Origin of the sequence: Alistipes sp., assembly GCF_048465635.1 — a bacterium.
Classification (GTDB): Bacteria; Bacteroidota; Bacteroidia; order Bacteroidales; family Rikenellaceae; genus Alistipes.
Map to the genome: position 1 here is coordinate 137,238 of NZ_DBFWLF010000004.1, position 23,934 is coordinate 161,171.

22 protein-coding genes and 1 tRNA gene are annotated in these 23,934 nt (G+C 61.9%); 6 read left to right on the top strand and 17 right to left on the bottom strand.

From position 1 onward, the window contains the following. From ACMO9O_RS00545 to ACMO9O_RS00555, 3 genes are all read right to left on the bottom strand, one after another. On the bottom strand, positions 1-222 hold the full coding sequence (locus tag ACMO9O_RS00545) for a helix-turn-helix domain-containing protein (RefSeq protein WP_418981670.1): 222 nt from the start codon (positions 220-222) through the stop codon (positions 1-3). A 52-nt stretch (positions 223-274) separates the two neighbouring features. Beyond that, positions 275-961, bottom strand: coding sequence for a DUF2975 domain-containing protein (locus ACMO9O_RS00550; protein ID WP_418981671.1), 687 nt, complete (start codon positions 959-961; stop codon positions 275-277). A 150-nt stretch (positions 962-1,111) separates the two neighbouring features. Then, entirely contained in the window at positions 1,112-1,723 is a 612-nt protein-coding gene (locus ACMO9O_RS00555) for a hypothetical protein (protein ID WP_418981672.1), read from the bottom strand. A 78-nt stretch (positions 1,724-1,801) separates the two neighbouring features. Here ACMO9O_RS00555 and ACMO9O_RS00560 point away from each other — a divergent pair, with 78 nt between their 5' ends. The 3 genes from ACMO9O_RS00560 (at position 1,802) to ACMO9O_RS00570 (ending at position 4,402) form a co-directional block, all read left to right on the top strand. Next, positions 1,802-2,530: an acyl-[acyl-carrier-protein] thioesterase gene (locus ACMO9O_RS00560; RefSeq protein ID WP_418981673.1), complete on the top strand. Its 729-nt coding sequence runs from the start codon at positions 1,802-1,804 to the stop codon at positions 2,528-2,530. 72 nt (positions 2,531-2,602) lie between these two features. Beyond that, entirely contained in the window at positions 2,603-3,142 is a 540-nt protein-coding gene (locus tag ACMO9O_RS00565) for a ferritin-like domain-containing protein (RefSeq protein ID WP_418981674.1), read from the top strand. 117 nt (positions 3,143-3,259) lie between these two features. Then, a complete protein-coding gene (locus ACMO9O_RS00570) occupies positions 3,260-4,402 on the top strand; it encodes a glycosyltransferase family 4 protein (RefSeq protein ID WP_418981675.1) in 1,143 nt (380 codons plus the stop codon). A gap of 428 nt (positions 4,403-4,830) precedes the next feature. Here the strand turns inward: ACMO9O_RS00570 and ACMO9O_RS00575 are convergent, their stop codons facing one another. The 5 genes from ACMO9O_RS00575 to ACMO9O_RS00595 all read right to left on the bottom strand — a co-directional run bounded on the left by ACMO9O_RS00575 (position 4,831) and on the right by ACMO9O_RS00595 (position 12,411). Continuing rightward, entirely contained in the window at positions 4,831-6,216 is a 1,386-nt protein-coding gene (locus ACMO9O_RS00575; protein WP_418981676.1) for an MFS transporter, read from the bottom strand. Between the two features lie 25 nt (positions 6,217-6,241). After that, positions 6,242-8,230, bottom strand: coding sequence for a tetratricopeptide repeat protein (locus ACMO9O_RS00580; RefSeq protein WP_418981677.1), 1,989 nt, complete (start codon positions 8,228-8,230; stop codon positions 6,242-6,244). Between the two features lie 107 nt (positions 8,231-8,337). Beyond that, a complete protein-coding gene (era, locus tag ACMO9O_RS00585) occupies positions 8,338-9,219 on the bottom strand; it encodes a GTPase Era (protein WP_418981678.1) in 882 nt (293 codons plus the stop codon). A gap of 715 nt (positions 9,220-9,934) precedes the next feature. Beyond that, positions 9,935-11,266 (bottom strand): signal recognition particle protein, encoded by a 1,332-nt coding sequence (gene ffh / locus ACMO9O_RS00590; RefSeq protein ID WP_418981679.1) that lies wholly within the window; start codon positions 11,264-11,266, stop codon positions 9,935-9,937. Between the two features lie 569 nt (positions 11,267-11,835). Beyond that, on the bottom strand, positions 11,836-12,411 hold the full coding sequence (locus tag ACMO9O_RS00595; RefSeq protein WP_418981680.1) for a DUF4294 domain-containing protein: 576 nt from the start codon (positions 12,409-12,411) through the stop codon (positions 11,836-11,838). A 75-nt stretch (positions 12,412-12,486) separates the two neighbouring features. Between ACMO9O_RS00595 and ACMO9O_RS00600 the strand changes: the two genes are divergently transcribed. Together ACMO9O_RS00600 and ACMO9O_RS00605 are read left to right on the top strand one after the other, a co-directional pair. Next, entirely contained in the window at positions 12,487-12,858 is a 372-nt protein-coding gene (locus ACMO9O_RS00600; protein WP_418981681.1) for a thioesterase family protein, read from the top strand. Between the two features lie 5 nt (positions 12,859-12,863). Continuing rightward, complete coding sequence (locus ACMO9O_RS00605; protein WP_418981682.1) at positions 12,864-14,231, top strand: hypothetical protein; 1,368 nt, start codon at positions 12,864-12,866, stop codon at positions 14,229-14,231. A 35-nt stretch (positions 14,232-14,266) separates the two neighbouring features. On the opposite strand, the gene nhaD is transcribed toward ACMO9O_RS00605, so the two are convergent. Next, a complete protein-coding gene (nhaD, locus tag ACMO9O_RS00610; protein ID WP_418981683.1) occupies positions 14,267-15,601 on the bottom strand; it encodes a sodium:proton antiporter NhaD in 1,335 nt (444 codons plus the stop codon). 200 nt (positions 15,602-15,801) lie between these two features. Between nhaD and ACMO9O_RS00615 the strand changes: the two genes are divergently transcribed. Then, positions 15,802-15,872: transfer RNA gene (locus ACMO9O_RS00615), tRNA-Gln, on the top strand. Between the two features lie 117 nt (positions 15,873-15,989). On the opposite strand, the gene ACMO9O_RS00620 is transcribed toward ACMO9O_RS00615, so the two are convergent. The 8 genes from ACMO9O_RS00620 to ACMO9O_RS00655 all read right to left on the bottom strand — a co-directional run bounded on the left by ACMO9O_RS00620 (position 15,990) and on the right by ACMO9O_RS00655 (position 23,904). Next, the gene (locus tag ACMO9O_RS00620; protein WP_418981684.1) at positions 15,990-16,583 is read right to left on the bottom strand and encodes a hypothetical protein; all 594 of its coding nucleotides are present in this window, start codon (positions 16,581-16,583) and stop codon (positions 15,990-15,992) included. After that, complete coding sequence (locus ACMO9O_RS00625) at positions 16,580-17,068, bottom strand: D-Ala-D-Ala carboxypeptidase family metallohydrolase (protein WP_418981685.1); 489 nt, start codon at positions 17,066-17,068, stop codon at positions 16,580-16,582. The genes ACMO9O_RS00620 and ACMO9O_RS00625 overlap by 4 nt, the downstream gene beginning before the upstream one ends. After that, entirely contained in the window at positions 17,065-17,421 is a 357-nt protein-coding gene (locus ACMO9O_RS00630) for a hypothetical protein (RefSeq protein WP_418981686.1), read from the bottom strand. The genes ACMO9O_RS00625 and ACMO9O_RS00630 overlap by 4 nt, the downstream gene beginning before the upstream one ends. Next, entirely contained in the window at positions 17,421-17,804 is a 384-nt protein-coding gene (locus ACMO9O_RS00635) for a hypothetical protein (protein WP_418981687.1), read from the bottom strand. The genes ACMO9O_RS00630 and ACMO9O_RS00635 overlap by 1 nt, the downstream gene beginning before the upstream one ends. Positions 17,805-17,816: 12 nt before the next feature. Further along, positions 17,817-19,586: a hypothetical protein gene (locus tag ACMO9O_RS00640; RefSeq protein ID WP_418981688.1), complete on the bottom strand. Its 1,770-nt coding sequence runs from the start codon at positions 19,584-19,586 to the stop codon at positions 17,817-17,819. 305 nt (positions 19,587-19,891) lie between these two features. Beyond that, the gene (locus tag ACMO9O_RS00645; RefSeq protein ID WP_418981689.1) at positions 19,892-20,194 is read right to left on the bottom strand and encodes a hypothetical protein; all 303 of its coding nucleotides are present in this window, start codon (positions 20,192-20,194) and stop codon (positions 19,892-19,894) included. 52 nt (positions 20,195-20,246) lie between these two features. Further along, positions 20,247-20,780 (bottom strand): hypothetical protein, encoded by a 534-nt coding sequence (locus tag ACMO9O_RS00650; RefSeq protein WP_418981690.1) that lies wholly within the window; start codon positions 20,778-20,780, stop codon positions 20,247-20,249. 439 nt (positions 20,781-21,219) lie between these two features. Then, entirely contained in the window at positions 21,220-23,904 is a 2,685-nt protein-coding gene (locus tag ACMO9O_RS00655) for a hypothetical protein (RefSeq protein ID WP_418981691.1), read from the bottom strand. Positions 23,905-23,934: the final 30 nt, after the last annotated feature.

Consider the following 23,934-nt stretch of genomic DNA (forward strand, 5'->3'; position numbering starts at 1 on the left):
TCACTCCGTCGGAGGCTCCTCCGGACGGTATTCGATGATGTCGCCCGGCTGGCAGTCCAGCTCGCGGCAGATGGCTTCGAGCGTCGAAAAGCGGATGGCCTTCGCTTTCCCGTTCTTGAGGATCGAAAGGTTGGCGGGCGTGATGTCGACCCGTTCGGCCAGTTCGCCGAGCGACATTTTCCGTTTGGCCATCATGACGTCGATGTTGATAATTATAGCCATTGCGTCTTCCCCCCCCCTTTGATTATACGTATGTCATTCATTGCGCGTCGGTTTAGATGGTCAGCTTCTGCTCTTCGCTCAGCTGCGTGCCGATGGCGAAGACCTCGGCCATGAACAGGAACAGCACCCCGACGATCACGTTCCAATAGTTGAGCGGAAACTGTCCCGAAACTTCGTAAACCGTGCCGGCCAGCAGGCGCGCGGCTTCCCGGTTGTTGATGAACTGCATGACGGCCTGGCTCACCTCGGCCACCAGAATCAGCGCGCCGATCCAGCGCGTGCGGACGATATTGGCGTGGCGGATGGGCAGCTCGTCGCGGATCGAACAGCGCAGAGAGTTGATTATCAGTGCGATCAGAATGAAAATCGCCAGGTAGGAAACCATCATGACCAGCATCATCACGTAGGCGTAGCCGTTGTCGGCCACCACTTTGAACGCATTGCCCAGCGTATAGTCCTCCGGAACGCTCACGCGCAGGTTGAGCTGCTCCACGCCCGGGGTGATGTTATCGGGCAGTCCGTCGATTTCGATCTCACTGAATTCGTGCTGCAGCGAGGCCGAAACGTAGTAGGAGCGGACGCCGCCGCGGCTCTGCTCTTCGGCCAGCGTGGTGCTGGCGTCGCGCAGGCCGCGCGAAAAGCCGGGCATGAAACTGGCTGCGAAGCCGATCAGCAGCGCCGCGAAATAGATGATGTAGATAATCAGCAGGTGCTTGTGCAACCTCTTTTTGTTCTGCATGGGAATCCGTGTTAAAATTTCTTCCGAGACAAAGATACGATAAATTTTCGAAAAACAAATAAAATTTATCGTTTTTCGATAAAAAATCTTTTTGGACCTAAAAAAGGACGGCACGCATGCGTACCGTCCGGGTCGGAATAGGGGCAGGGATCACTCCACGTTGTCCCTGAGCTGTTTCCAGATGGAGGCGTCGACGGCCATGCCGACCGACACGGCCAGGATGAGCAGGATGGCAAACAGCAGCGCCTTGAGCAATTCGCTGCCGATCGCGTAGCCGACCAGGGCCAGGAGGAAGGCTGCGATGTAGAAGACGAGGATGAAGACCAGCACGACGAAGAAGATCGTCCACTTGCTGCCGTAGGTGGCGTCGTTCGAAGCCTTGATGGCCTGCATCGGGTTCTTGTTCTTGTCGAAAAGGAAGTAGTAGGAGAGCGACCAGGCGATCGAGAGCACGATGCCGGGCACGACCATGAATATCGTGGCGACCAGGATGGGGAAGATCATCAGCCCCATGGTGATGAAATACTCGCCCATGTAGCGGCGGTATCTGGCATTGAAAATCTCCAGCGGATTGACGACGTTGCCCTTGGCCAGTTCGATCGGCAGCAGGCTGACGGCGATCGTAGTCCCTATATTGATATAAGGTATCCAGATCGTGACCAGCCAGAGGGCGATGGCCCCGACTACCGAGGGAGCGTTCTTGACGCCGATGGCTATGGCGTCTTTCAGGGTGTCGCCGAAATCGAGGGTTTTGAATTCCATACGCATTTTTTTAAGGGGGTTAGAGATGGATAAATATACGAAAAATCGCTAATTTTGCAAGCGGTAAACGCAAAAAATATGGCCGAAAAATCATTTTACAACTACCGGGTCGAACCGCAGGATGTCGATTTCACGCTGCGGGCGACGATCCCGTCGCTCGGCGCGGCGATCCTCAACACCGCCGGTGCGGATGCCCACGGCAAGGGCTTCGGCGTCGATGCGCTCAACGCCGACAACCACTCGTGGGTGCTCTCGCGCATGGCCGTCGAGTTCGACCGCCTGCCCGGACAGTACACCGATTACACCGTCGCCACGTGGATCAACGAGTACGGGCGCGTGCTTTCGACGCGCAACTTCACGCTGACCGACGCCGCGGGCACGGAGTTCGGGCGCGCCGTGACCCAGTGGGCGATGATCGACCTGAAGACCCGTTCGGCCGTCGACCTTTCGTGGGTGGGGGATGCGCATGCCGACGCCATCGTCGATGCCCCCTCGCCGACGGACAAGCCCCGCAAGGTGCGTGCGGTGCAGCCGACGCTGACCTCGGAGCATCGCGTGGCGTACAGCGACATCGATTTCAACCGCCACGTCAACACGATGCGTTATATCGAGATGATGTTCGACATGCTGCCCTTCGAGCTGCTGACCGAGGAGGCTCCCGTGCGGCTCGACATGCACTTCCTGCGCGAAAGCCGCTACGGGCAGACGCTCACCGTCGGGTGCGAACTGCGCGGGCGGGAGGCGCTGTTCGAGATACGCGCCGATGCCGAAACCGTCGCCGTGCGCGCCTCGGTCGCGTGGAATTAGGGCTTTGCGGAACGTTTTGCCGCGGGGCGTTGGAACGGGTTTTGCAACTGCGGTTGCAAAACCTTTTTCATTATGGAGAACAAAGAGCAAAACACGCCGAACAGGTATCAGGTGAGCATCGACCTGCTGAACGATGCCGTAGGCAAGGAGATCGCCACCTCGCTGCAATATATGTATTTCCACACCCATTTCGAGGACGACCGCTACCAGTATCTTTCGAAGATCATGCGCGAGGTCTCGATCGCCGAGATGCGCCATATCGAGGAGTTCTCCGACCGCATCCTCTTCCTGCAGGGGGACGTGGATATGAACGCTTCGTTCCGCACGCGGCAGGTCACCGACGTTAAGGAGATGCTGCGGCTGGCCCTCCAGCTGGAGCAGAGTACGATCGACACCTACAACGAGGCTTCGCGCATCGCCTCCGAGCAGCGCGACGCCGTGACGCACAAGATGTTCCAGAACATCATCGTCGAGGAGGAGAAGCACCTCGACACCTTCCGCACCGAGCTGCAGAACCTGGAGGATTACGGCGAGGAGTACCTGGCGCTGCAATCCGTTGCCGGCAGCAAACACGCCGCCAAGAGCTTCAAGCACGAGGCCGAGGGCGAATAGATGCGCTCCGCTTTCCGTCCGATCGGGACCCCGCAACCGGGGTCCCGATTTTTTTGTCCCGTGCAAGGCAGTTTCGCGGCAATTTTTCTTATCTTTACATAAATATCGTTTCATTTCATGAAAATTACGATCCTGGGACCTGCGCACCCTTACCGGGGCGGATTGGCTTCGATCATGGAGATCATGGCCCGCACGTTTGCCGCCCGGGGCGATCGGGTGGACATCAAAACCTTTACGCTGCAATACCCGGCGCTGCTCTTTCCGGGCAAGAGCCAGACGCTCGAAACGCCGCCGCCGGAGGATCTTCGGATCTGCCGCTGCGTCAATACGGTCAATCCCCTCAACTGGCTGCGCGTGGGGCGGCGCATCCGGCGCGAGCGGCCCGACTTCGTGCTGATGAAGTACTGGACGCCGTTCATGGCTCCCTGCTTCGGGACCATCGCCCGCATCGCCCGCCGGAACGGCCATACGAAGGTGTTGTGCCAGATCGACAACGTGGAGCCGCACGAACGGCATGCGACCGATCGGGCGTTCAACCGCTACTACCTGCGCGCGGTCGACGGCTTCGTCTACATGTCCGAGCAGGTGCATCAGGAGCTGGCGGCCTACACCTCGGCGCCGGCGCTCTTCTCGCCGCATCCGCTCTTCGAGAATTTCGGCGAGCGCGTCGAGCGCTCCGAGGCGTGCGTGCGGCTGGGGCTGGACCCGCGCAACCGCTACGTGCTCTTCTTCGGACTGATCCGCGACTACAAGGGGCTGGACCTTTTGATCGACGCATGGGGGCTGCTCAAACGCTCGGGCCGCTTCGCGGGGCGGAAACTCCTCGTCGCGGGCGAGTTCTATGCGCCCAAAGAGCGCTTTGTCCGGCAAATCGCCGAAAACGGCTTGCAGGGCGAGGTGCTGCTGCACGACTACTTCATTCCGGACGAGCAGGTGAAATATTTCTTTTCGGCGGCGGATTTCGTCGTCCAGCCCTACCGGACAGCCACGCAGAGCGGCGTGACGCAGATCGCCTACCAGTTCTGCACGCCGATGGTGGTCACCGACGTGGGCGGCCTCCCGGAGATCGTGCCCGACGGACGGGTGGGGTATGTCTGCCCGCCGACGGCCGAGGGGGTGGCCGAAGCCGTCGCGCGGATGTACGAACCGGGGGCGCTGGAGCGCTTCGGACTGAACTGCCTCGAAGAGCGCAAACGCTTCTCGTGGGAGGAGATGTGCAACCGCGTGACGGAGCTTTACCGGATCGTCTCGGAGCGCTGATCCGGGCGGGTTCCTGCCGGTCTCTTCGATCTTCGGTGCTCTCCGCCGATCCTCGCGGTTCTGGCAAACTCGGCGGTCTGGTCGGCCCCGTAAATCTTCGCCGCTTCCTGCCGCTTCCAGCCGATCCCAGCCGATCCTGTCGATCTCGGTCGATCTCGGTCAATCGTGGGTGATCTCTCGATCTCGTCGATCCCCGTCGATCATCGGTGCTCCCAGCCAGTCCCGGGGTCCCTGCCGACCCCAACCGATCTCGGCGGCCCCTCACCGATCCCTGCCGATCATCGGTGCTCCCAGTCAGTACCAGGGTCTCTGCCGAATCCAACCGTTCTCGGCAGCCCCTCACCGATCCCCTCAATCTTATAAAAACCAAGCGGCTGCCGTGCATCGAGCACGGCAGCCGCTTCGCTTCATTTATTCGTGTAGCCGGGCTACTTCTTGATATTGGGAAGCTCCAGTCCGTATCCCTTTCGGCGGTCGACGGCCTTGAGCCAGAATCCGAGGAACATGGCCGCCACGCCGCAGCCGACGAAGATCAGCATCGGGACCGTATAGTTGTAGGCCGTGCCCTCGATGTGTCCGGGGTTGCTCAGCTTGAGCGCGTAGCCGAAGATCATCGGGAAGAGGCAAAGCCCGATATTCTGAATCCAGAAGATCAGCGAATAGGCCGAACCCAGGTAGCGGGTCTCCATGATCTTGGGTACGGAGGGCCACAAGGCCGCCGGAACCAGCGAGAAGGAGATACCCAGCAGGATGATGGCCCCGTAGGCCAGCAGTTTGCTCGGGAAGGCGGGCAGCACGAAGGTGAACGTGAGGTGGCAGACGATCATCAGCAGGGCGCCGAAAATGAGCATCGTAGCGCCCTTGCCCTTGCGGTCGAGGTAGTTGCCCAGCAGCGGGGTGATCGCCGCCGCACCCATCGGAAACCAGCGGAAGATGTCGGCGGCCGTCTTGGCCGAGACGCCGAGGTTGCTTTCGAGCATGTTGGTGGCGAAGCGCTGGAAGGGGAAGATGGCCGAGTAGTAGAGCACGCACAGCATGGCCACGATCCAGAAGACCTTGCTGCTGAAAATCTTGCCCAGGTCGCTCACGCGGAACTCCTCGTCGGAGTTGCCTCCCGTGGAGTTCAGCCCGAGCTGCTTGTCGAGCTTGCGGTCCATGAAGGTGAAGATCGTGAAGGTCATAAGGCCGATCAGCAGCAGCAGTGTGCAGAAAGCCACGGGGCGCACGACCGTCGCGGGAGCCATCTCGGCCAGCCAGGGCGAGAGCGAGAAGACGGCGAAGACGCCCACGCGCGCGATAGCCATCTCGAGGCCCATCGCCAGCGCCATCTCCTTGCCGTCGAACCACTTGGCGATCGCTTTGGAGACGGTGATGCCGGCCATTTCGCAGCCGCAGCCGAAGATCATGAACCCGAGCGAGGCCAGCTTGGCCGAGGCGGGGAAGGCGACCCACCAGCTCGAGAGCCACCCTTCGAGCGCCGAGCCGATGAATGCGTCGCTGACGGCGTAGTACTTGATGCAGGCGCCGGCGAACATCAGCGACGCCGAGAGTTCGCCCGTGAAGCGGATGCCCATCTTGTCGAGGATGATGCCCGCGAGGATCAGGAAGCCGAAGACGTTGAGGATGAATTCCGAGCTGCCGTACATCCCGAAGACGTCGGGCGTCCAGCCCCGCTGCACCTCGATCATGCTCTGCAGGGGCGACATCAGGTCGACGAACATGTAGCCGAAGAACATGGTCGAGGCGATCAGAATGAGCGCCGTCCACCGCGCCGCGGGCGAGTCGTTGAGCTTTCGTTGGATAGTTTCTACCATACTTTATTTGAGTTTGAGTTGTCTGCTATTCTTCCGGCCGGGCGTAGCGCTTGAGCACTTCGTAGGCCTCGGTGATGCCCAGCTCCCCGGCCTTCGAGATGTCCAGACACCCCTTGCGCGTGTCCTTGAGGAAGATCTGGATGATGCCGCGGTTGTAGTACGCCTCGGCGAACGAGGGGTTGAGTTCGATGGCTTTCGTGTAGTCCTCGAACGCTTCGGGCAGGCTGCCCGAGAGGGCACGCAGGTTGGCGCGGTTGTAATAGGCGTAGGCGAACGAGGGGAAGAGCTTGACGGCCTTGTTCAGGTCGGCCACCGCCTCGTCGTAGCTGTACGTGCGTTTCGAATTGTTGTTGAGCCGGTTGGCCGGGTCCGAATCGATCGTGATGCGCTGGTAGGAGTTGTCGATCGAGGAGATGAAGTCGATCATCTCGGCGCGCGTGGTCGAGCGGTTGAAGTAGAGGAACGGGTTCGACGGATTGAGTTCGATGGCCGTCGAATAGGTGTTCACCGCGTTGGTGTACTGCTTGATGAGCGACTGCGTGACGCCGCGCTGGAAAAGCTCCGTCCAGGCGGGATCGCCCCGTTTGAGCGATTCGACGTACTGCCGGTCGAGCTGCACGAGCGAGTCGGCCGGGATGTTGCTCTCGCGGCACGAGAGGGCGAGCAGGTCGTTGTTCACGCGCTTCTTGAAATCCTCGACCCGCTGCAGGTGGTAGGGGTCGACCACGGGCACGGTGTCGGGCCGCATGAGCGTGAATTTGAACAGCGGCAACAGACGCATCTCCTCGCGGCCGCCGTTGTGGCCCGTGATGCGGTCGAAGCTGCCGCCGGCGAACTTGCTGTCGAACGAGAGCAGGCGGTCGAAGCGCTGCGTGGTGTCGGCGTAGATCGAGTAGGTGCTGTCGCTCAGCCGCGAACGGTATTCGGCAATCTTCCGCTGGGCGGTCTGACGGTCCTCTTTGGCCCCCTTGGGGTCGCGCAGCAGCTCCCGCAGCTGCCCGCGGTAGATGTAGGCATTGGCGAAATCGGGGTAGAGGCGGATGGCCTCCGAGTAGTCCTCCACGGCTTTTTCGATCTCGCCCAGCTGGGCGTGCACGCCCGCCCGGTTGTAGTAGACCAGCACGTTGTTGGGCGAGTAGAGGGCCACCTTGTCGTAATCCTCCAGCGCGCGGTTGTAGTCGCCGATCTGCGTGCGCAGCATGGCGCGGTTGAAGTAGGTCAGCGAGTTGGTCGAATCCAGCCGGATCACCTTGTCGAAGTCCTCCAACGCCTGCATGGGACGGTTGGTGTAGTTGTAGACCAGCGCCCGGTTGAAGTAGGAGAGCAGGTAGGTCGAATCGCACGAAATCGCCTTGTTGAAGTCGTCCTCGGCGGGTTTGTAGCGCTTCTGCTGCATGTAGAGCGCACCGCGGCGGTTGTAGCCGTTGGGGTTTTCGCGGTTGGTGCGGATGGCCGTGTTGTAGTCCTCGTAGGCGCGCGTGGTGTCGCGCAGGTGGAGGTAACTCAGACCCCGGCAGATGAAGGCGTCGGCCACCTTGTTCTCCTGCAGGATGAACTGGTCGAAGTCGGCGATCGCCTCCTCGAACTGCTGGTTCAACAGGCGCGTCACGCCGCGGCTGTAATAGGGACCCGGCAGGTCGGGCCGCAGCTCGATCGCCTCCCGGAAATCCTGCAGGGCGTCGTCGTAGTTGCCCAGCCGCGAGCGGGTGATGGCGCGGTAGGTGTACGCCTGCGTGTAGACGGGGTTGAGCCGGATGGCCGTGGTGAAGTCGGCCTCGGCGCCGATCAGGTCGTCGAGGTTGTACTTGGCGATGCCGCGCAGGAAATACCCTTCGAAGGCGTCCTCGTCGAAGCGCAGCAGCGTGTTGAGCGTACGGATGGCCTCCTGGTAGTCGTTGTTCATCATGCAGGTGCGTCCCACCCAGAAGAAGTACTCCCGGTTGTACTGCGCATGCGCCGAGACGCCGCACAACAGCGCCGCCGCCGTTACTATGCCGAAGATGAATTTGCGCATCTGCCTTGCGTGACTTGCCTTTTTAACGGTTTTTTTGCCCGTTTATTATTCCTGTTCGTAGCCGAAACGCCGCCCCCGATCATGTCGTGCGAAGCGCCTCGCTTTTATTACTCCTGTTCGTAGCCGAAACGCCGCAGCTGGCGTTCGTCGTTGCGCCAGTCGTCGCTGACCTTGACGAAGAGTTGCAGGAAGACCTTCTTGCCGAGGAAAGCCTCCATGTCCTCGCGGGCGGCCTGTCCCACGCGTTTGAGCTTTTCGCCCTTGTGGCCGATCAGGATGCCCTTCTGCGAGTCGCGGGCCACGTAGATCGTCGCCGCGATGCGGTCGATCGACGGCTCCTCCTTGTAGCTGTCGATCTCGATCTGGCAGCAGTAGGGGATCTCCTTGTCGTAGAAGCGGAGGATCTTTTCGCGGATGATCTCCGAGGCGAAGAAGCGAAGCGTCTTGTCCGTAAGCGTCTCTTTGGGGTAGAAGGCCGGACCTTCGGGCAGCAGCTCCAGCACCGTTTTAAAAACGCCCTCGACGTTGAACCGCTCTTTGGCCGACACGGGGACGATGCGTGCCGCGGGAAGCTCGGCCTGCCACCGCTCCACCAGCGCTTCGAGCGCCTCGGGGGTCGAAAGGTCGATCTTGTTGATAACCACCACGGTCGGGATGCCGCTTCGGCGGATGTCGTCGATGATCTCCGCCGAGCGGTCGCCCTGCTCGACGGTGTCGGTGACGTAGAGGATCACGTCGGCGTCGGTGAGTGCGCCGCGGACGAACTTCATCATCGACTCCTGCAGCTTGTAGGCGGGTTTCAGGATGCCCGGCGTATCGGAGTAGACGATCTGGAACTCCTCGCCCGAGACGATGCCCATGATGCGGTGGCGCGTGGTCTGCGCCTTCTGCGTGATGATCGACAGCCGCTCGCCGACCAGCGCGTTCATCAGCGTCGACTTGCCGACGTTGGGGTTGCCGATGATATTGACGAAGCCCGATTTGTGCATGGTTCCTAATTTTATCGTCCAAAGGTAGGAATTTATTCGGGTTTTTCCTATTTTTGTTGTTGAAACCGAACTGCGATGCCGCCTATGAAGAACCGATAACAAACCTCCTGGGAACGTCCCGCCCGGGCCGCGCCGCCCGAAAAGCACCGGCCCCTACCTACATATTAAGCGTTAATTTTACGTCTTGTCTCTGAAATCTCGACAGTTTTAGCTGGCACAGGAAGTGAAGTTGATGCTCACGTTTCCAACGTGGGCTTCACTTTCGTATTTGTGCCGAAGGTTGTCGAGAACCTCAGAGACAGGTATCAAAGTTTTGTCCCACGTTTTTTTTCGGCCCTCGTCCGGAAGAGCGCCGCGGGACACGACACAATCCCCTGCCCGATGAAAGTAGTGATCTTTCTGCTGTTCGTGGTCGGATTCCTCACCGCCGGCCGGAAATTCCGCTCCGACAGAGAGCCGCCTCAGTGACGCGGCCCGACCTGACCGGGTGTCCGGTAGTGGGATGGCGGACGGACCTGCCCCGCCGGGTGATCGGCTGCGCGGACGGACGGATTTGCCCCGTTGGGAACGCCCCCCCCCTCCCGGTTTGCGGCCCGCGCGGTCCGGCGGACCGGACCTATCCTGACCGAGTATCCGTCGCGCATGCGGCCCGGTCGCGCATGAAAAAAGCGTCCGACCGAAAGCCGAACGCCTTATAATATGTATGCGCAGGGGGTTACCGCCGCGCCATCCCGCCCGGCATCTTGGGCATCTTCATGCCGCCGCCGGCCACGGCCTTCATCATCTTGCGCGTCTCCTCGAACTGCTTCATCAGGCGGTTCACGTCGGCCATCGTCGTGCCCGAACCCTTGGCGATGCGTTCGCGGCGGCGGGCGTTGATGATCTCGGGACGCTCGCGCTCGGCGGGGGTCATCGAGGAGATGATCGCCTCGGTCTGCTTGAACACGTCGTCGGGAATATCCACGTTCTTGAGCATCTTGCCCATGCCGGGAAGCATGCCCGCCAGGTCCTTCAGGTTGCCCATCTTCTTGATCTGCTGAATCTGGGCGATGAAGTCGTTGAAGTTGAACTGGTTCTTAACCAGCTTCTTCTTCAGCCGCCGCGCCTCCTCCTCGTCGAACTGCTCCTGCGCGCGCTCCACCAGCGACACCACGTCGCCCATGCCCAGGATGCGGTCGGCCATGCGCTCGGGGTGGAACACCTGCAGGGCGTCCATCTTCTCGCCGCTCGAGATGAACTTGAGCGGTTTGTCCACCACCGAACGGATCGAGATGGCCGCACCGCCGCGCGTGTCGCCGTCGAGTTTGGTGAGCACCACGCCGTCGAAATCGAGCCGGTCGTTGAACTCCCGGGCGGTGTTCACGGCGTCCTGTCCGGTCATGGCATCGACCACGAAGAGCGTTTCCGAGGGTTTCACCGCCGCCTTGATGGCCGTAATCTCCTGCATCATCGCCTCGTCGACGGCCAGACGGCCCGCCGTATCGACGATCACGACGTTATATCCTTTCTGCCGCGCGTACCGGATGGCGTTCTCGGCGATGGCCACCGGGTTTTTGCTGCCCTCCTCGGTGTAGACCTCCACGCCGATCTGGCCGCCCAGCACCTTGAGCTGGTCGATGGCCGCGGGACGGTAGACGTCGCCCGCCACGAGCAGCACCTGGCGGCCCTTCTTGCTTTTCAGCAGCGCGGCCAGCTTGCCCGAGAAGGTCGTCTTACCCGAACCCTGCAAACCGGCGATCAGAACGACGGCGGGCGTGCCGTCGAGCCGGATGTCCGTCGCCGTGCCGCCCATCAGCTCGGCCAGCGAGTCGCGCACGATCTTGGTCATCATCTGCCCCGGCTTGACGGCCGTGAGCACGTTGGCTCCCAGCGCTTTCTGCTTCACCTCGTCGGTGAACGTCTTGGCGACCTTGTAGTTTACGTCGGCGTCGATCAGCGCGCGCCGAATCTCCTTGAGCGTCTCCGCTACGTTGATCTCCGTGATGCGGCCTTCGCCCTTGAGGATTTTGAACGACCGTTCGAGTTTATCGGTTAAATTTTCAAACATGGTGGTTGTCGCTTGTTTCGGGGGACAAAGATAGTAAAAAACTGCGAAAAACGCGCTTTCATGCCTCATCGGCCGCGCGCTCCCGTCCGCCGGGCGATCCGGCCGCAAAACCCCTCCGCGCAGAGGGCTGAACGGGTCGGGGGGAGTTATCGCAGCAACACCGCTTCATGCCTCATCGGCCGCGTGCTTCAGTCCGCCGGGCGATCCGACGGCAAAACCCCTCCGCGCAGAGGCTGAACGGGTCGGGGGGAGTTATCGCAGCAACACTGCTAAATGCCTCATCGGCCGCGCGGTCCCGTCCGCCGGGCGATCCGACGGCAAAACCCCTCCGCGCAGAGGGCTGAACGGGTCGGGGGAAGTAATCGCAGCAACACCGCTTCATGCCTCATCGGCCGCGCGGCCCCGTCGGCCGGACGATCCGACGGCAAAACCCTTTCGCGCAGAGGGCTGAACGGGTCGGGGGAAGTTATCGCAGCAACACCGCTTCATGCCTCATCGGCCGCGCGCTCCCGTCCGCCGGGCGATCCGACCGCAAAACCCTCCGCGCAGAGGCCGGGCCGCCGGAGGCGTCAGCGCAGCAGCCCCGCTTCGTAATAAATAACGATCTGCTCGATCATCCGATCCTCGCCCTCCTTGTCGTACTGCGATTTGAGGTTCTGGCCGAAGATGCGCGAGACGCCCTGCCAGAACCCCGCCACGAAGCCGCCGCGAAATTCGCGCAGCACCTCGTAGGCCGTGTATTCGGTCTCGCGGTCGATCAGCTTCAGCAGCACGCGCCCCTGCGTGCGGGTCATGTGCTTCAGCACGGGCGTATACTCCTCCTTGATCTGGTGGTAGACCTGTTTGATGTAGGCCCGCTGCGCCTTCTTGGTGGGCAGGCGGCGCAGCTCCTCCTCCATCTCTTCCATCCGGGCCCGGGCGATCTTGGCCACGGGATAGACCTTCTTCACCGCCTCGACCAGCCGGCGGTAGCGCCGCAGGTCCACCGGGCGGCTGAAGACGTAGACCGGCAGGATGTGCACCAAGGGGATGGAGTCGCCCTTTTCGACGTCCCACTCCTGATGCCAGAAGCCGCGGCCGCCCTGCGCCTGCACTGCGGGGAGCGCGGCGAAAAGCAGCAGGAGAAGTGCGAGCCACCTTTTCATCGTCCGGAAAAAATCGTTACCTTTGTTGCAAAGTTAATCATTTCACCTTTCAAACGTAACACAGCAGAGGATATTATGTTGGAAAAAGGAGTTTCGGCCCGCAGCACCGCGACGGTGACGCGGGAGAATACCGCCGCGGCGATGGGTTCGGGCGATCTGGAGGTCTTCGCCACGCCCGCGATGGTCGCGCTGATGGAAAATGCCGCCATGACGGCCGTGGCGGGCGAGCTGCCCGCCGGGGCGACGACCGTCGGGGCGGAGATGAACGTCACGCATATCAAGCCCTCGGGGTTGGGGGCCGCGATCACGGCGACGGCCGTGCTGACCGGGGTCGAGGGGCGCAAACTGACCTTCAACGTCGGCGCCCGCGACGAGGCGGGCATGATCGGCGAGGGGGTGCATGTCCGCTACGTGGTGGATCGGGAGAAATTTCTTACTAAATGTTAAATATTATGCGAAAAACTGTACTAATCCTTGCCATGATTCTGACCGCTGCCGGGGCAACGGCTCAGATCGCCGTGCGCCAAAATCCGGTAGTCGATAAACCGGTCATGCGTCCGGAGCCTTTCGACAGTCTGACGAACCTGATTAACGAGTGGCGTGTCCCACCTCAACGGGATGAGAAACCTAATATGTTGAATTTCAAGCGTTATATCGGCCAGCAAATCTTCTTTCTGCCCAAGTCCTCCCACGCAGACGACGCGGCTAAAAAAGAAGATCAGGTAACCCGGTATAACTGTTTTTACAACCTCGATCTCAAGCCGTCCGAATACAACTATACCTACCCGAAGACGAGTTGGGTTCGCGGACGGGAGAAGGTCGAGCAGCAGACGGACATATTGAAAACCGACCGCTACAAACCCGTTTTCGTGAATACCGATCTGTCCAGCAGAGGTTTTTATACGCCTGCCGACTCCGTAGAAGGACGTTATTTCGTTATTCTGGACGTTGGAGTCGGCAAAATTCGCTCGCGCGGGGGGTCCCTGACGACCAAAGAGGAAGAGCGTTACCTGCATGATCTTACCTACGAGCCGTTAACCGGTGAATCGCAGCAAAAATACTTCGGACAATCCGTTCATCCGATCTTTACGTTGCAGCCGGTGGAGGGCGGGGAGCCGTTCCTGATGGTTATCTCGACCAACTATGATTTTTGCAATCGCGGTATTTACCGCGTTTCCAACGAAAATTTTCCGCCGCCCATGCTGCTGGTGTCGTTTTACGAGCGGATGCGGCGCGATCATGTCGGAAAGAACTTTATTGCCGAGCAGGATATCCGGAACCTGATCGACATCAATACGGGACAACCGGTGACGATCTCGTCCGGTTCGAAGTGGAAATGCACCGACCTGTCGCTGATGGAGCTCTCCGAAGCCTACATGCAGCCGTGCTATGTGCTGGAGAACGAGACCTCAGCCGTTAAATTCCCGCTTGTAAGTCCGTCGGATTTGAACGCCGGTACGACGTTTCCCTATGCTTTCATATCCGAGGAGCGTTACGAGGAACGTGAGCGCCTGCTTCAGCTGGCGGAGGAGCAGCGGGAAAAAGAGCGGCAGGAGCAGGAGCAGCGCCTTATCGAAAGCCGAAAGCAGTTCGAAGCCGACTGTATAGCCCAATTTGGTCCCGTGAACGGGAAGTATATTGCGAACGGCCAGGTTGTGCTGGGTATGACGAAGGCGATGTGCGAAGCGGCCTGGGGAACGCCGCAGTGGGTCAATACGACCATCGTGAGCGGGTTGCGCAACGAACAATGGGTCTACTCCTACGGCAAATACCTCTACTTCGACAACGGAAAACTGACTGCGATTCAAAATATTCCCTAATGAAAGAGGCTCCGGATTCCGGAGCCTCTTTCGTGTCAGAACCCGGCGAGGTTTTCGAGCCAGATGATGAGCATACCCGCCAGATAGCCCGCCAGCGCGAGCAGGGTGATCTTCTGGAGATACCAGCCGAAATTGATCTTTTCGAGCCCCATCGCCACCACGCCCGCCGCCGAGCCGATGATCAGCAGGCTGCCGCCCACCCCGGCGCAGTAGGTGAGCATGTGCCAGAACAGGCCGTCCTGCACGAAACTCTGCATGTAGGCCGGATCGGCGCTGGCCGCCACGGCCGCCGCGTCCAGCACGGGGTACATGCCCATGCAGGCCGCGACGAGCGGTACGTTGTCCACCACCGACGACAAGAGGCCGATCACGCCCGCGATCGCATAGACCTCGTGGACCTGCTTGTTGAGCCAGTCGGCCATGTCGGTCAGCACGCCCGCGCTCTGCAGCGCCCCTACCGCCATCAGAATACCGAGGAAGAAGAGGATCGTAGACATGTCGATATGCTTGAGCACCTTCGACACGCGGTTCTGGATCGACTCCTCCAGGTTGCGCTTGCGGTCGTAGATGATCTCCGTGATGATCCAGATCACGCCCAGCGACACCATCATGCCCATGTAGGGCGGCAGTCCCGTCAGGCTCTTGAAGACCGGTACGAAGAGCAGGGCCGCCACGCCGATGACGAGCATGAAGCGGCTCAGACGGGGGCTCACGCCGGGAGGCAGCAGCGCATCCTCGGCCGAGGTGTCGACCGGGGAGACGTTCTCGTTGCGGATGTAGCGGGCGGCGATGGCCGTGGGTACGACGACCGAGACCAGCGCCGGGAGGAAGAGGTTGTAGATCAGCACTCCCGCGCTGACGTTGCCCCGCATCCAGAGCATGATGGTCGTCACGTCGCCGATAGGCGACCACGCCCCTCCGCTGTTGGCGGCGATGACGATCAGGCTGGCGAAGACCCAGCGGTCGCGCTGGTCGGAGACGAGCCGGCGCAGCAGCATGACCATGATGATCGTCGTGGTCATGTTGTCCAGCGCCGCCGACATGAAGAAGGTGATGATCGAGAGCAGCCACAGCAGTTTGCGCTTGTTGCGCGTGGTGATGTGCTGCGTGATGACCAAAAACCCGCCGTGGGAGTCGATCAGATCGACGATGGTCATGGCTCCGATCAGGAAGACCAGAATCTCGCAGGTGTCGCCCAACTGTTCGACCAGCTGGTCCGCGATCGAGCGGTCGTGCCCCCAGAGGCTCAGCACGGTCCAGATCGCGCCGCCCATCAGCAGGGCGATGGCCGACTTGTTGATCTTCACCTTGTGCTCCAGGGCGATGAACACATAGCCCGCCACGAAGAGCAGAATCATTGTCTGAATCATATTGTCACACGGTTTCCGTTTGCTTCTTCCCTCGCCGGACTGCCTTGCAATTTCCGGACCGCGCACCCGCGTGCGGGTGTTCGGCGCAGCGAATGTAGCGAATATTCGGCCGGGTTGTCCGCCTTGCGTCCGATTTTTGCGCGGGGGATTGCAAATTGCGATTTTTTTGCTAACTTTGCACGCGCTTTCGAGCGAATGTTTGAGCTGTGGTGTAATGGTAACACAGCAGATTTTGGTTCTGTCGTTCTGGGTTCGAATCCCGGCAGCTCAACGCAAACGAAGGACGGTCTTGAAAAAGACCGTCCTTCGTTTATTATCCGTCGCCGTTACCGCTTCTTGCGGCGGGTTTCGTTCGGACGCCTGCGCCCGCTCCTTACGACGAATCCCGCTATTTTCTCCACACCGCCACTCCGGCCTGCACCTGCGCGCAGAAGCCTGCGCTGCGGGCGTCGTACCCGGCCGCCGCGGAGACATTCACCCGCCCGAACGACCGCCGGGCATATCCTCCGACCCATACCCCGTCACGCACGGGGTCCGTCCACGCCCCGACCGCGGGTCCGATCTCCCAGCGGGGCGGCTGCACGACGGTCCGGATTACGGTATGCCGCGTCGTCACCTCGCGGAGCAGCGGCTCGACGGTGGCCGCCGCACTCAGCAGCCGGTTGCGGCCCACGGTGGCGTCGACGAGGAACCGCCCGGTCGAATCGGTCGAGAAGTCGAGGCGGTAGTCGCGCTCGCGCAGGTAGTCGGCCAGGATGGCCGCGGTGTCTGCGGGGAGCGTCCGCCACACCGTGTCGGCCGGTTCGCGGACGAGGACCGCGGACGGCTCGCGGATCGTGTCGTGGACGACCGGCCCGGAGAGCCACCGCACGACCACGCTGTCGCGCACCTCGACCGACGCAGCACCCCGGCGGTATCCCCACCCGAAGAGCGCACCGCCGGCGACGACCGCCGCGAGCAGCGAGAGGATCGGCCGCTTCATGCGGTCAGGGGTGTATAGGCTTTGGCCCCGGCGCGCTTGGAGAGCAGCTGCCGCCGCTGCCCGCCCTGCCGGTTCTTGTAGCCGAGGTGAATCCACTTCGGAACCCCGCTTTCGTCCTCGTCCTCGGAGATGAGCTGGTCGAACGCGCGCCCCCGGAACCATTCGCGGCAGAACAGCTTGAAGTCGGCCAGCCGGCCGTTACCCGGCACAAGGTCGAACGCGAAGCCGACGCAATGCGCCGAGGTAGCCGACCCGCCGACGGCCTGGTTGAGACGGAATCCGCGGTAACCGGACGAAACGGTCAGAGCGGGCGTTCCCCACCGCTCGCGGGCGCACGCGACGGCCCACGCCTCGCGCAGCGGGTCGAGCAGCTGGGCCACGGTCATCTCGAGGTTGGCAAGGTGCTCGGCAGTCGGGTTGTTGTCGAGGCCCAGCCTGCGGGCCGTTGCGGAGCGGGTCAACTCCGCCAGGGAGAAATGCTTCATGGTCTGTCGGTTTGCGTTTGTTCAATTTTGGCTTTCGACCCGAACGGAGGTTCGCGGTCGGTGCAGCCGATCCGCTTGCATTTCCAGATTTTCAGCACGGCGTTCTGGGTGGTCAGGTCGTTGTTCTGGTCGCGCAGGTGCTTGTTCTCCTTGTAGAGGGATTCGATCTTCAGCCCCTGCGATTCGACCTTCGCCTCCGCCTTGTCGTAGAGTTCGCGCCATTGTGCCGAAGCGGTGTTCTCGTTTTGCAGCTGCCGGGCGCGTTTGTTCTCGCGGAAGAACACCACGCCCGCAATCCCGCCGCCGGAGAGCAGCGCCGAAACCAGCGCCGTAAGGATCGTCGACCAGTCCATCACAAAGCCGGATCGGGGATGTCGGCTCCGGATCGGCTCTCCGGTGCTTCGGATCGGCGCTCCGGCGCTCCGGATCGGCGCTCCGGTGCTTGGGATCGGCGCTCCGGCGCTCCGGATCGGTGCTCCGGTGCTTCGGATCGGCTCTCCGGTGCTTCGGCGGCCGTCTGCGTCGCGGTGGGGTAGAGGCGAGCCGTTTCGGCCTCGTAATCGGCTTTTTCGCGGGGTGTGGCCGGGCGCCACTCTTCGGCCTGCTCCGACGGCAGCAGCACGCGCCGCGTGCAGAAAATGCGGTCCTCGCTCCCAACCGCGGCCTGTGTGAGGTAATAACCCGCCGGGGCGGTCATTTCGCGCATCGACCCGCGCGCTTCCAGTACAATATCCATTTCAGTAGAGGTTTAAACGGTTGCAAATGCGATCTTTCGGGCCGCGGCCTGCTCGTTGAGCGGATACCACGTGCTGTCGGCCGGATCGGTCAGCCGGGCATAGACTTCGGGGTGGACGGTGACGGTGATTGCGGCCGTGTTGATGGCGTTGTCGACCAGGTATTGCAGCGAATCGAACGACAGAAGCGGCGAATCGCTGAAATCGAAATTGTACCGCAAACTCTTGATGTAGGCCGTCTTGAGCTTGTAGCAGGCCGCAAAGGGCTGGGCCACCTGGTGGATGCTGTTTATCAGGTAGGTGTTGAGATATCCGACCGATTCGACGTTGACGTCTCCGTAGCAGAGAAACGCCATGTCCGCCACGTAGCAGTCGATGTCGATCCGCCGCAGGCTGCGGCAGTTTTGGAAGGCGCGCTGCAAGTTTAATCTCGTCCACGTCGATTTTATCGGGAACGCCGTGCGGATCGCAGATCCGGCGAACTGCTCCGACAGGTCCGTCTTCTTCTCGCCGTTCCAGAGGGCGCAGATCGTCTCCAGCTCGGCGGGGGTCAGGTCCCCGATCCCGTTCAGCGCGAACAGCCCCGTCGAGGGGTCGAACGTCGCGCCGCGCGCGGTGTAATGCCGCTGCTCGGGCGTCAGGCGGTACTCGACGCGTGCGGCGGTGATCGCCGCCTCGTCCGCCGTCAGGACGACCGCATAGCGCATGCCCGACCGCTTCGAGGTGAAGAGCAGCTCCAGCCCGCCGTCGTCCCGCTGCAAAGGCTCCAGCGCGGCCTCCTCGACGAACGGATTCGTCTCCCCGGTCCCGTGGATCGACAGCGACCAGCGGTAGCGGCCGGGATCGGCCCGGAACAGGGCGAAAGCCGCCTGCACCTCGGCGAGCGTCGAGGTGAGCGTCAGCGGCCGGTTGTCGGCTTCGCTTCCGAGCGTGGCCCCGAGGCAGAGCCAGCCCACGGCGTCGAGGTTGTTGCGGCCCACGGTGCGCTGCGCCGCGGAGAGATACGACTGATTTTCCGTAAACCGGACCGCCCCCAAATCGTAGATGTTTTGTAAGGTGATGGTTGTAAGGACGTGATCGGCCCGGAGGGTTGTCGTAAAAAGCCTGGTCTGGGAATAAAGCCCCCAGTAAATGATTCTGTCCGGCAAGACGCTGGGAAAGAGAACGCGGTCTCCCCACGGCGTGTTCCGCACGATCAGCATTGTGCTTGCGCGCAAGTGTCGCTCCTCTTCCTCGCTCAGAGGACGATCGAGGTCGGCATAGTCGAAGAGCGAGACGCTGTCGAGCAGCTTCCCGGCGGCGTCGGCTCTCTTCGCCGCCGCATCGGCCGCCTGCGCGGCGTCGGCGACCTTTTTCAGCACCTCGCCGAATCCCGGCATGCACGTGCAGCCGTTGGCCGCTCCGATGCTCACTTCGCAGTACACGCCTGCGCACGCATCCGACAAGCCCTGCGTGAAAGGCTGAACGGGCATGCTGCTGATTTCGAAGTCCAGCTCGCCCATCATGTAGAGGATGTTTCGGAGCACCTCCATTCCCGTGCTCTGAATCTCCAGCCGGTTGCTCTTGTCCTCGGCAAGCCGGTCGATATAGCTGATCGTCAGCCTGTATGTGGTGATGTCTCCGCCTACGTCGGTGGTGTGCTGCCCCTGCGTGTAGGCGAAGACCGCATAGCGGGCATCGGGCAGCGTGTCGAGCTTCGATAACTCCTCTTCGATAACCGTGGCCACGCCGTGCTGTTCGAGGGCCACGGCTTCCAGGGTTCGGATCGTCTCCAAAAGTGTCATATGCTGATAATTGGTTTTTTGCGCGGCTCTTGCGAGCCGGATGCCGCACGAGGCCGCGCTGTAAAGGTTTTTGTAAAGTGGCGGCACGCTGCGTGCTCCGGTTCAATGCCGCTCCGGCTCAACACCGGTCCCGATCTGCCAGCATCGGCTGCGGATCAACGCCGTTCCGGTTCCGCTCCCGTTCCGGCTCCGCGCGCCCCGGCTCCGACTGCGGCTTTCTCCGGTTCCGGTTCAACGTCGCTCCCGTCCCGGCTTCTCCGGTTCCGGCTCTACACCGTTCCCGATCTGCCTGCACCGCTTCCGGCTCAACGCTGCTCTTCCTCCGCCCGCTCCCGCCCCGGCTCTGCCCGCCCCGGCTCCGCGTTCGCCCGCTCCCGCTCGGCCTTATCGGCGAAGTAGACGGCCCCGAGCCGCTGGAGCAGCTCCGCGACGCAGGCCGCGCAGTTGGGGTTGATGTGCCTGCGCTCGCCGCTGATGCGCTCGTAGATGGAAACGAGCCGCTCCAATGCCGTGCGCCCCACATTGCGCAGATACCGCGACCGGATGGCCGTCTGCATGTTCGTTTCCCACCGGGCCGCGATGGCGAACTCCTCTTGCGTCAGTCGCATTGCTTCATAAAAAAAAGGGCGCACCCCTTGCGATGCGCCCGCTTCCGTCAGCTTAGTCGACCAGGTCGGCGATGATCTCGGCGCTCACCTCGTACGGGAAGCTCTGGGCGGTGTCCAGCAGCGTGATCCCGTACTTGTTCGCATCGGTGACGGCGGTTCCCGTCGAGCCGTCTCCGGCGCTGGCGGTCACCGGCTCGTCGTAGCCGAGCATCCAGTACTTGCCGTTCGAATCCTTGACGATGACCGACAGTTCGCCCACGGCCAGGGCGGCGATTTCGATGCGCTTGGCCGTCTCCATCTTGGCGAACTGGAGGACCAGCTCGGTCGAGACGTAGTTCACGCCGTTCGCGGCATCGACATTCAGCGTCGAGGTCATCGACCCGGTCCCCTTTCTGAAGAGGTACTTTTTGTACTTGGCAGTGGCGGCGCCCTCCGCGGCCTTGGCCAGGGTGATTGCCGTTACGATGCCGTCGGTGAGGGTCTTTCCCGTCACATCCTCGGCATTGGCGATGTAGACCTCACGGATGCCGCCCATCGAGGTCGAGCAGTCGTAGGGAATCCCGTTGAAAGTTTGAGAACAAGCCATTTTTTCTGTTTTTTTGAGATTGATAATAGGGGTGGCACAACTCCCGCCCCGGAATATGCGTAAATTACTTTTCGGTCTCTCCTGTTCGGGCCCCGGTCCCGACATCTTCTGTATGGTGTGGTCGGGGCGGCTTCGGCAGGATGCGTCCGGTTGGCTGCTTCCTTTTCGCCGTGCGCTCCGCCTCCTGAACCTGTCGTCCGCGCCCGGCTTGCCGCCCTCTTCGGGCCTGGCTCTTTGCGAATCGGCGGATGCGCAGCTGCGCCGTCTGCTTCGGCATCGGGGCCTCTGACCGGGGGCCTTGCCGTGGATGACCCCGACGAAGCGGGCGTGCCGGTTTGCCTCGGGTCGTTCACGGGGAAATATCAAATGCCGGTTTTTTGTCCAACCCATCCGCAAAAAAGCCGCGGAAACCCGCGGCTCTTCCCGTCCGGGGAGGGGGTCAGAAAGTCGTCTCCGTCTGCTGCACCTCGACCTGACGCCCCGCCTGCTCCACGTCGGAGTAGACCAGATAGACGCGCTGATCGCCGGCCATCTGATTCAGCCGCTCCTCCTCGCTCGCCCCCGTGAGCGTCCTGATGACCGGAACCTGCTGAATCACCGCGGGAGGCGTCACCACGGTGGGGGTGGCCACGCTCGAGGGGGTACTCGCGGAAGAGCCCGAACTGTCGGTGCTGGTCGAGAGAATCTTCTTCACGTTTGCGATACCCGCCACGACCGCCGCAGCCGCCGCGGCAGCACCCAATGCGGGGCCGACGAACGGAACGCCCGACAGAGCGGCGTAGGCCGAGTTCGCCGCCTTATAGGTGTCGATGGTGGCCGCCGCAACTGCCGCGGCCTTGCCCGCCGCGGTCTCCTCGCCCAGAATGGAGGAGAGGGAGCCGAGCGTGCTGCTGGCGACGTTCAGCACGGTCTCGCGCTTCGCCTTTTCGATCTTCTTCTTCTCATTGAGACCCTTCTGTTCCTCTTTGAGGATCTTCTCGCCTGCCTTGAACGTGGCCTCCATCTCCTTGTCGAGCTCCCGCATCAGGTCTGCCGTCTGCTCTTGGAGGTTCTCGTTGTGGATGTTGCGGATGTTCTCCTCGAATTGGGCCTGAAGCTGCTCCCGGTACGCCATCGCATTGGCCTCGGTGATGCCCTTTTCGGCGACCATCGCATTGAAATCTTCCAGCTCCTGCTGGTATTTCACCTGCGCCACGGCGAACTCTCCGCCCTCCGCATCGGGTATCCGTTCGGCCTTCATCAGCTCGACGCGCCGCTCGACCTCCCGGTTCGCATCGGCGATGGCTTTCGCCCTTCGGTTCTCCTGCTCAGCCGCTCTTTGGGCCTCTTCGCCCGCTTGCCGGGCGGCTGTCTGCCGGGCCTGCTCGGCGCGCTCCTGTTCGGTGCGGACGGAATCGATGCCCGACATGATCTGCTGCTGGTCCGAAAGGGTCGATGCCGTCAATTTGCGGCAGGCGATCTCCGCGTCCACATACCCCTTGACCTGCTCGTCGTTGGAGAGGTTGTACTGCTTGACGAAAGCGATCAAACTTTCCGTGTTCTCGCCCGCAATCCCTTTCAAGCGGGCATACGCCTCGTTCGCATTTTCCTGAGCCCGGGTCGCCTGCTCGGCAACGCGCACGGCGCCGAATTCCGCCTGTGAAATGCTGTCATGCAGCGCATTGGCCTGGCTTTGCGCCGAGATATAGTCGTTTACCGCCTCGATCTCCTGCTGCCGGAGGTTGTAGCGCTCGATTCCGTTCGCCAGCTCCTCTTTCGCGGCTTCGCGCTCCTGCCGGGAGGCGAATTCGCGGGTGTTGGTAAGTGCGAAGAGATTTTCGAGCTGGGCGTCGCGCACCTGCACGGCGTTGGCGATCTCCTGCTCCCTGATCGACGTAACGTTATCAAGATACTTGTTGCCGGCGGCGATGCGCTCTTCGTACGAGAGGTTGACATTCCTCATATCCGCACAGAGCTTCACATTCTCCTCGTCCAGCCTGGCGGCCTGGAGGTTGATCGAATTGGTCCGCTCGAACACGCCGTCGAGGATAGCCGCGAGCTCCCGGCCGGCGCGGGCCGCCTCCAGCATCCGGGCCGAGAGGTTTTCGAACGATCCCGCAGCCAGGTTTTTCTTGAACACCTCCCACCCGGAGCTCCACGCGGCGACGGCCATATTCAGGGCGTCCCCGGTCTTCTGCGTGCTCTTCGCAGCCTCGATCAGGCCGTGGAAGACCCCGACGGCCGCTTCCATGCCGACCCTTACCAGCCCGAGCGCACCTTTCGTGGCGCCGAACGCTTTTCCCAGACCGCCCAGAGCGCTCTGATAACTGTCGACGTTTCGCCGGTGGTTGCCCATCTCTGCGTCCACGCTCTTCAACCCCGCAGCCAGTTCGATCAGCTGCCCGATCAGCTGCTTCCCCTCGGTCGACTCCCGTGCGGCCGCTCCCAGCTGCCGGTATGCGTCGCGGAGAGTGTCTACCTGGCGGGACATCCCGTTGTACGACCCTTCGGCCGCCTGCATCTGCGCGGTCGCGGCCCTCAGCTCCGCCTGCGTCTGCGAAAGGCTCGCCTGGTAGTCCGCCTCCACCTTCCGCAGAAACTGCTTCTCGCTGGCGGCAGCCTGCTCGCTGATGACCCCGGCGGCGATGGCGTCGTTCAGCTCCTTCCGCACCCGGATAACCTCCTCCAGCACGCTGGCCTCGTCGGCCGCCTGCCGGGCGAGTTCGTTTTGCTGCGTGCGGAGTTCGCTGACGGCCGCCGTCTGCCGGCGGAGGGTGTCGGTGACGGCGCTCAGGGTCGCCGCCGACTCCTGCAAAACGCCGTCCGTCCCGATCGCGGCGCCCCTCCAGGCACGCATCGCCTCGACGACGCCCGCGACGGCTTTCTGATTTTCGGCCGCGGCCGCGGCCAGGCGTTTGGCGGAGGTCTCCATCTCTGCCGCCGCCCCGCGGCTGATTTCGAACGCCGCCGTCAGCTCCTGCTGCTTCTGTGCGGCCAGCTGCTGCGCCGCCGCATACTCCTCCGTGCCGGCTTTGAGTTTGTGCAACTCCGCCGTGAGCCGCCCGACCTCGTTCTGCAACTCCCGCACGGTCTGCGTGCTCTTCGAGGCGTCGATCCGGGTTGCCCCTGTTATTTCATTTGCCATCTGTTCTGTTGTTTATCGTTGCTTCGTTTT

What these genes read in the sequence shown, in the direction of transcription:
- ACMO9O_RS00580 (WP_418981677.1), bottom strand. Translation starts at nt 8,230, where the DNA reads ATGCGCAAATTCATCTTCGGCATAGTAACGGCGGCGGCGCTGTTGTGC.
- ACMO9O_RS00545 (WP_418981670.1), bottom strand. Translation starts at nt 222, where the DNA reads ATGGCTATAATTATCAACATCGACGTCATGATGGCCAAACGGAAAATG.
- ACMO9O_RS00645 (WP_418981689.1), bottom strand. Translation starts at nt 20,194, where the DNA reads ATGCGACTGACGCAAGAGGAGTTCGCCATCGCGGCCCGGTGGGAAACG.
- ACMO9O_RS00640 (WP_418981688.1), bottom strand. Translation starts at nt 19,586, where the DNA reads ATGACACTTTTGGAGACGATCCGAACCCTGGAAGCCGTGGCCCTCGAA.
- ffh (WP_418981679.1), bottom strand. Translation starts at nt 11,266, where the DNA reads ATGTTTGAAAATTTAACCGATAAACTCGAACGGTCGTTCAAAATCCTC.
- ACMO9O_RS00560 (WP_418981673.1), top strand. Translation starts at nt 1,802, where the DNA reads ATGGCCGAAAAATCATTTTACAACTACCGGGTCGAACCGCAGGATGTC.
- ACMO9O_RS00555 (WP_418981672.1), bottom strand. Translation starts at nt 1,723, where the DNA reads ATGGAATTCAAAACCCTCGATTTCGGCGACACCCTGAAAGACGCCATA.
- ACMO9O_RS00605 (WP_418981682.1), top strand. Translation starts at nt 12,864, where the DNA reads ATGCGAAAAACTGTACTAATCCTTGCCATGATTCTGACCGCTGCCGGG.
- ACMO9O_RS00600 (WP_418981681.1), top strand. Translation starts at nt 12,487, where the DNA reads ATGTTGGAAAAAGGAGTTTCGGCCCGCAGCACCGCGACGGTGACGCGG.
- ACMO9O_RS00625 (WP_418981685.1), bottom strand. Translation starts at nt 17,068, where the DNA reads ATGAAGCATTTCTCCCTGGCGGAGTTGACCCGCTCCGCAACGGCCCGC.
- era (WP_418981678.1), bottom strand. Translation starts at nt 9,219, where the DNA reads ATGCACAAATCGGGCTTCGTCAATATCATCGGCAACCCCAACGTCGGC.
- ACMO9O_RS00595 (WP_418981680.1), bottom strand. Translation starts at nt 12,411, where the DNA reads ATGAAAAGGTGGCTCGCACTTCTCCTGCTGCTTTTCGCCGCGCTCCCC.
- ACMO9O_RS00550 (WP_418981671.1), bottom strand. Translation starts at nt 961, where the DNA reads ATGCAGAACAAAAAGAGGTTGCACAAGCACCTGCTGATTATCTACATC.
- ACMO9O_RS00650 (WP_418981690.1), bottom strand. Translation starts at nt 20,780, where the DNA reads ATGGCTTGTTCTCAAACTTTCAACGGGATTCCCTACGACTGCTCGACC.
- ACMO9O_RS00655 (WP_418981691.1), bottom strand. Translation starts at nt 23,904, where the DNA reads ATGGCAAATGAAATAACAGGGGCAACCCGGATCGACGCCTCGAAGAGC.
- ACMO9O_RS00635 (WP_418981687.1), bottom strand. Translation starts at nt 17,804, where the DNA reads ATGGATATTGTACTGGAAGCGCGCGGGTCGATGCGCGAAATGACCGCC.
- ACMO9O_RS00575 (WP_418981676.1), bottom strand. Translation starts at nt 6,216, where the DNA reads ATGGTAGAAACTATCCAACGAAAGCTCAACGACTCGCCCGCGGCGCGG.
- ACMO9O_RS00565 (WP_418981674.1), top strand. Translation starts at nt 2,603, where the DNA reads ATGGAGAACAAAGAGCAAAACACGCCGAACAGGTATCAGGTGAGCATC.
- ACMO9O_RS00630 (WP_418981686.1), bottom strand. Translation starts at nt 17,421, where the DNA reads ATGGACTGGTCGACGATCCTTACGGCGCTGGTTTCGGCGCTGCTCTCC.
- ACMO9O_RS00570 (WP_418981675.1), top strand. Translation starts at nt 3,260, where the DNA reads ATGAAAATTACGATCCTGGGACCTGCGCACCCTTACCGGGGCGGATTG.
- ACMO9O_RS00620 (WP_418981684.1), bottom strand. Translation starts at nt 16,583, where the DNA reads ATGAAGCGGCCGATCCTCTCGCTGCTCGCGGCGGTCGTCGCCGGCGGT.
- nhaD (WP_418981683.1), bottom strand. Translation starts at nt 15,601, where the DNA reads ATGATTCAGACAATGATTCTGCTCTTCGTGGCGGGCTATGTGTTCATC.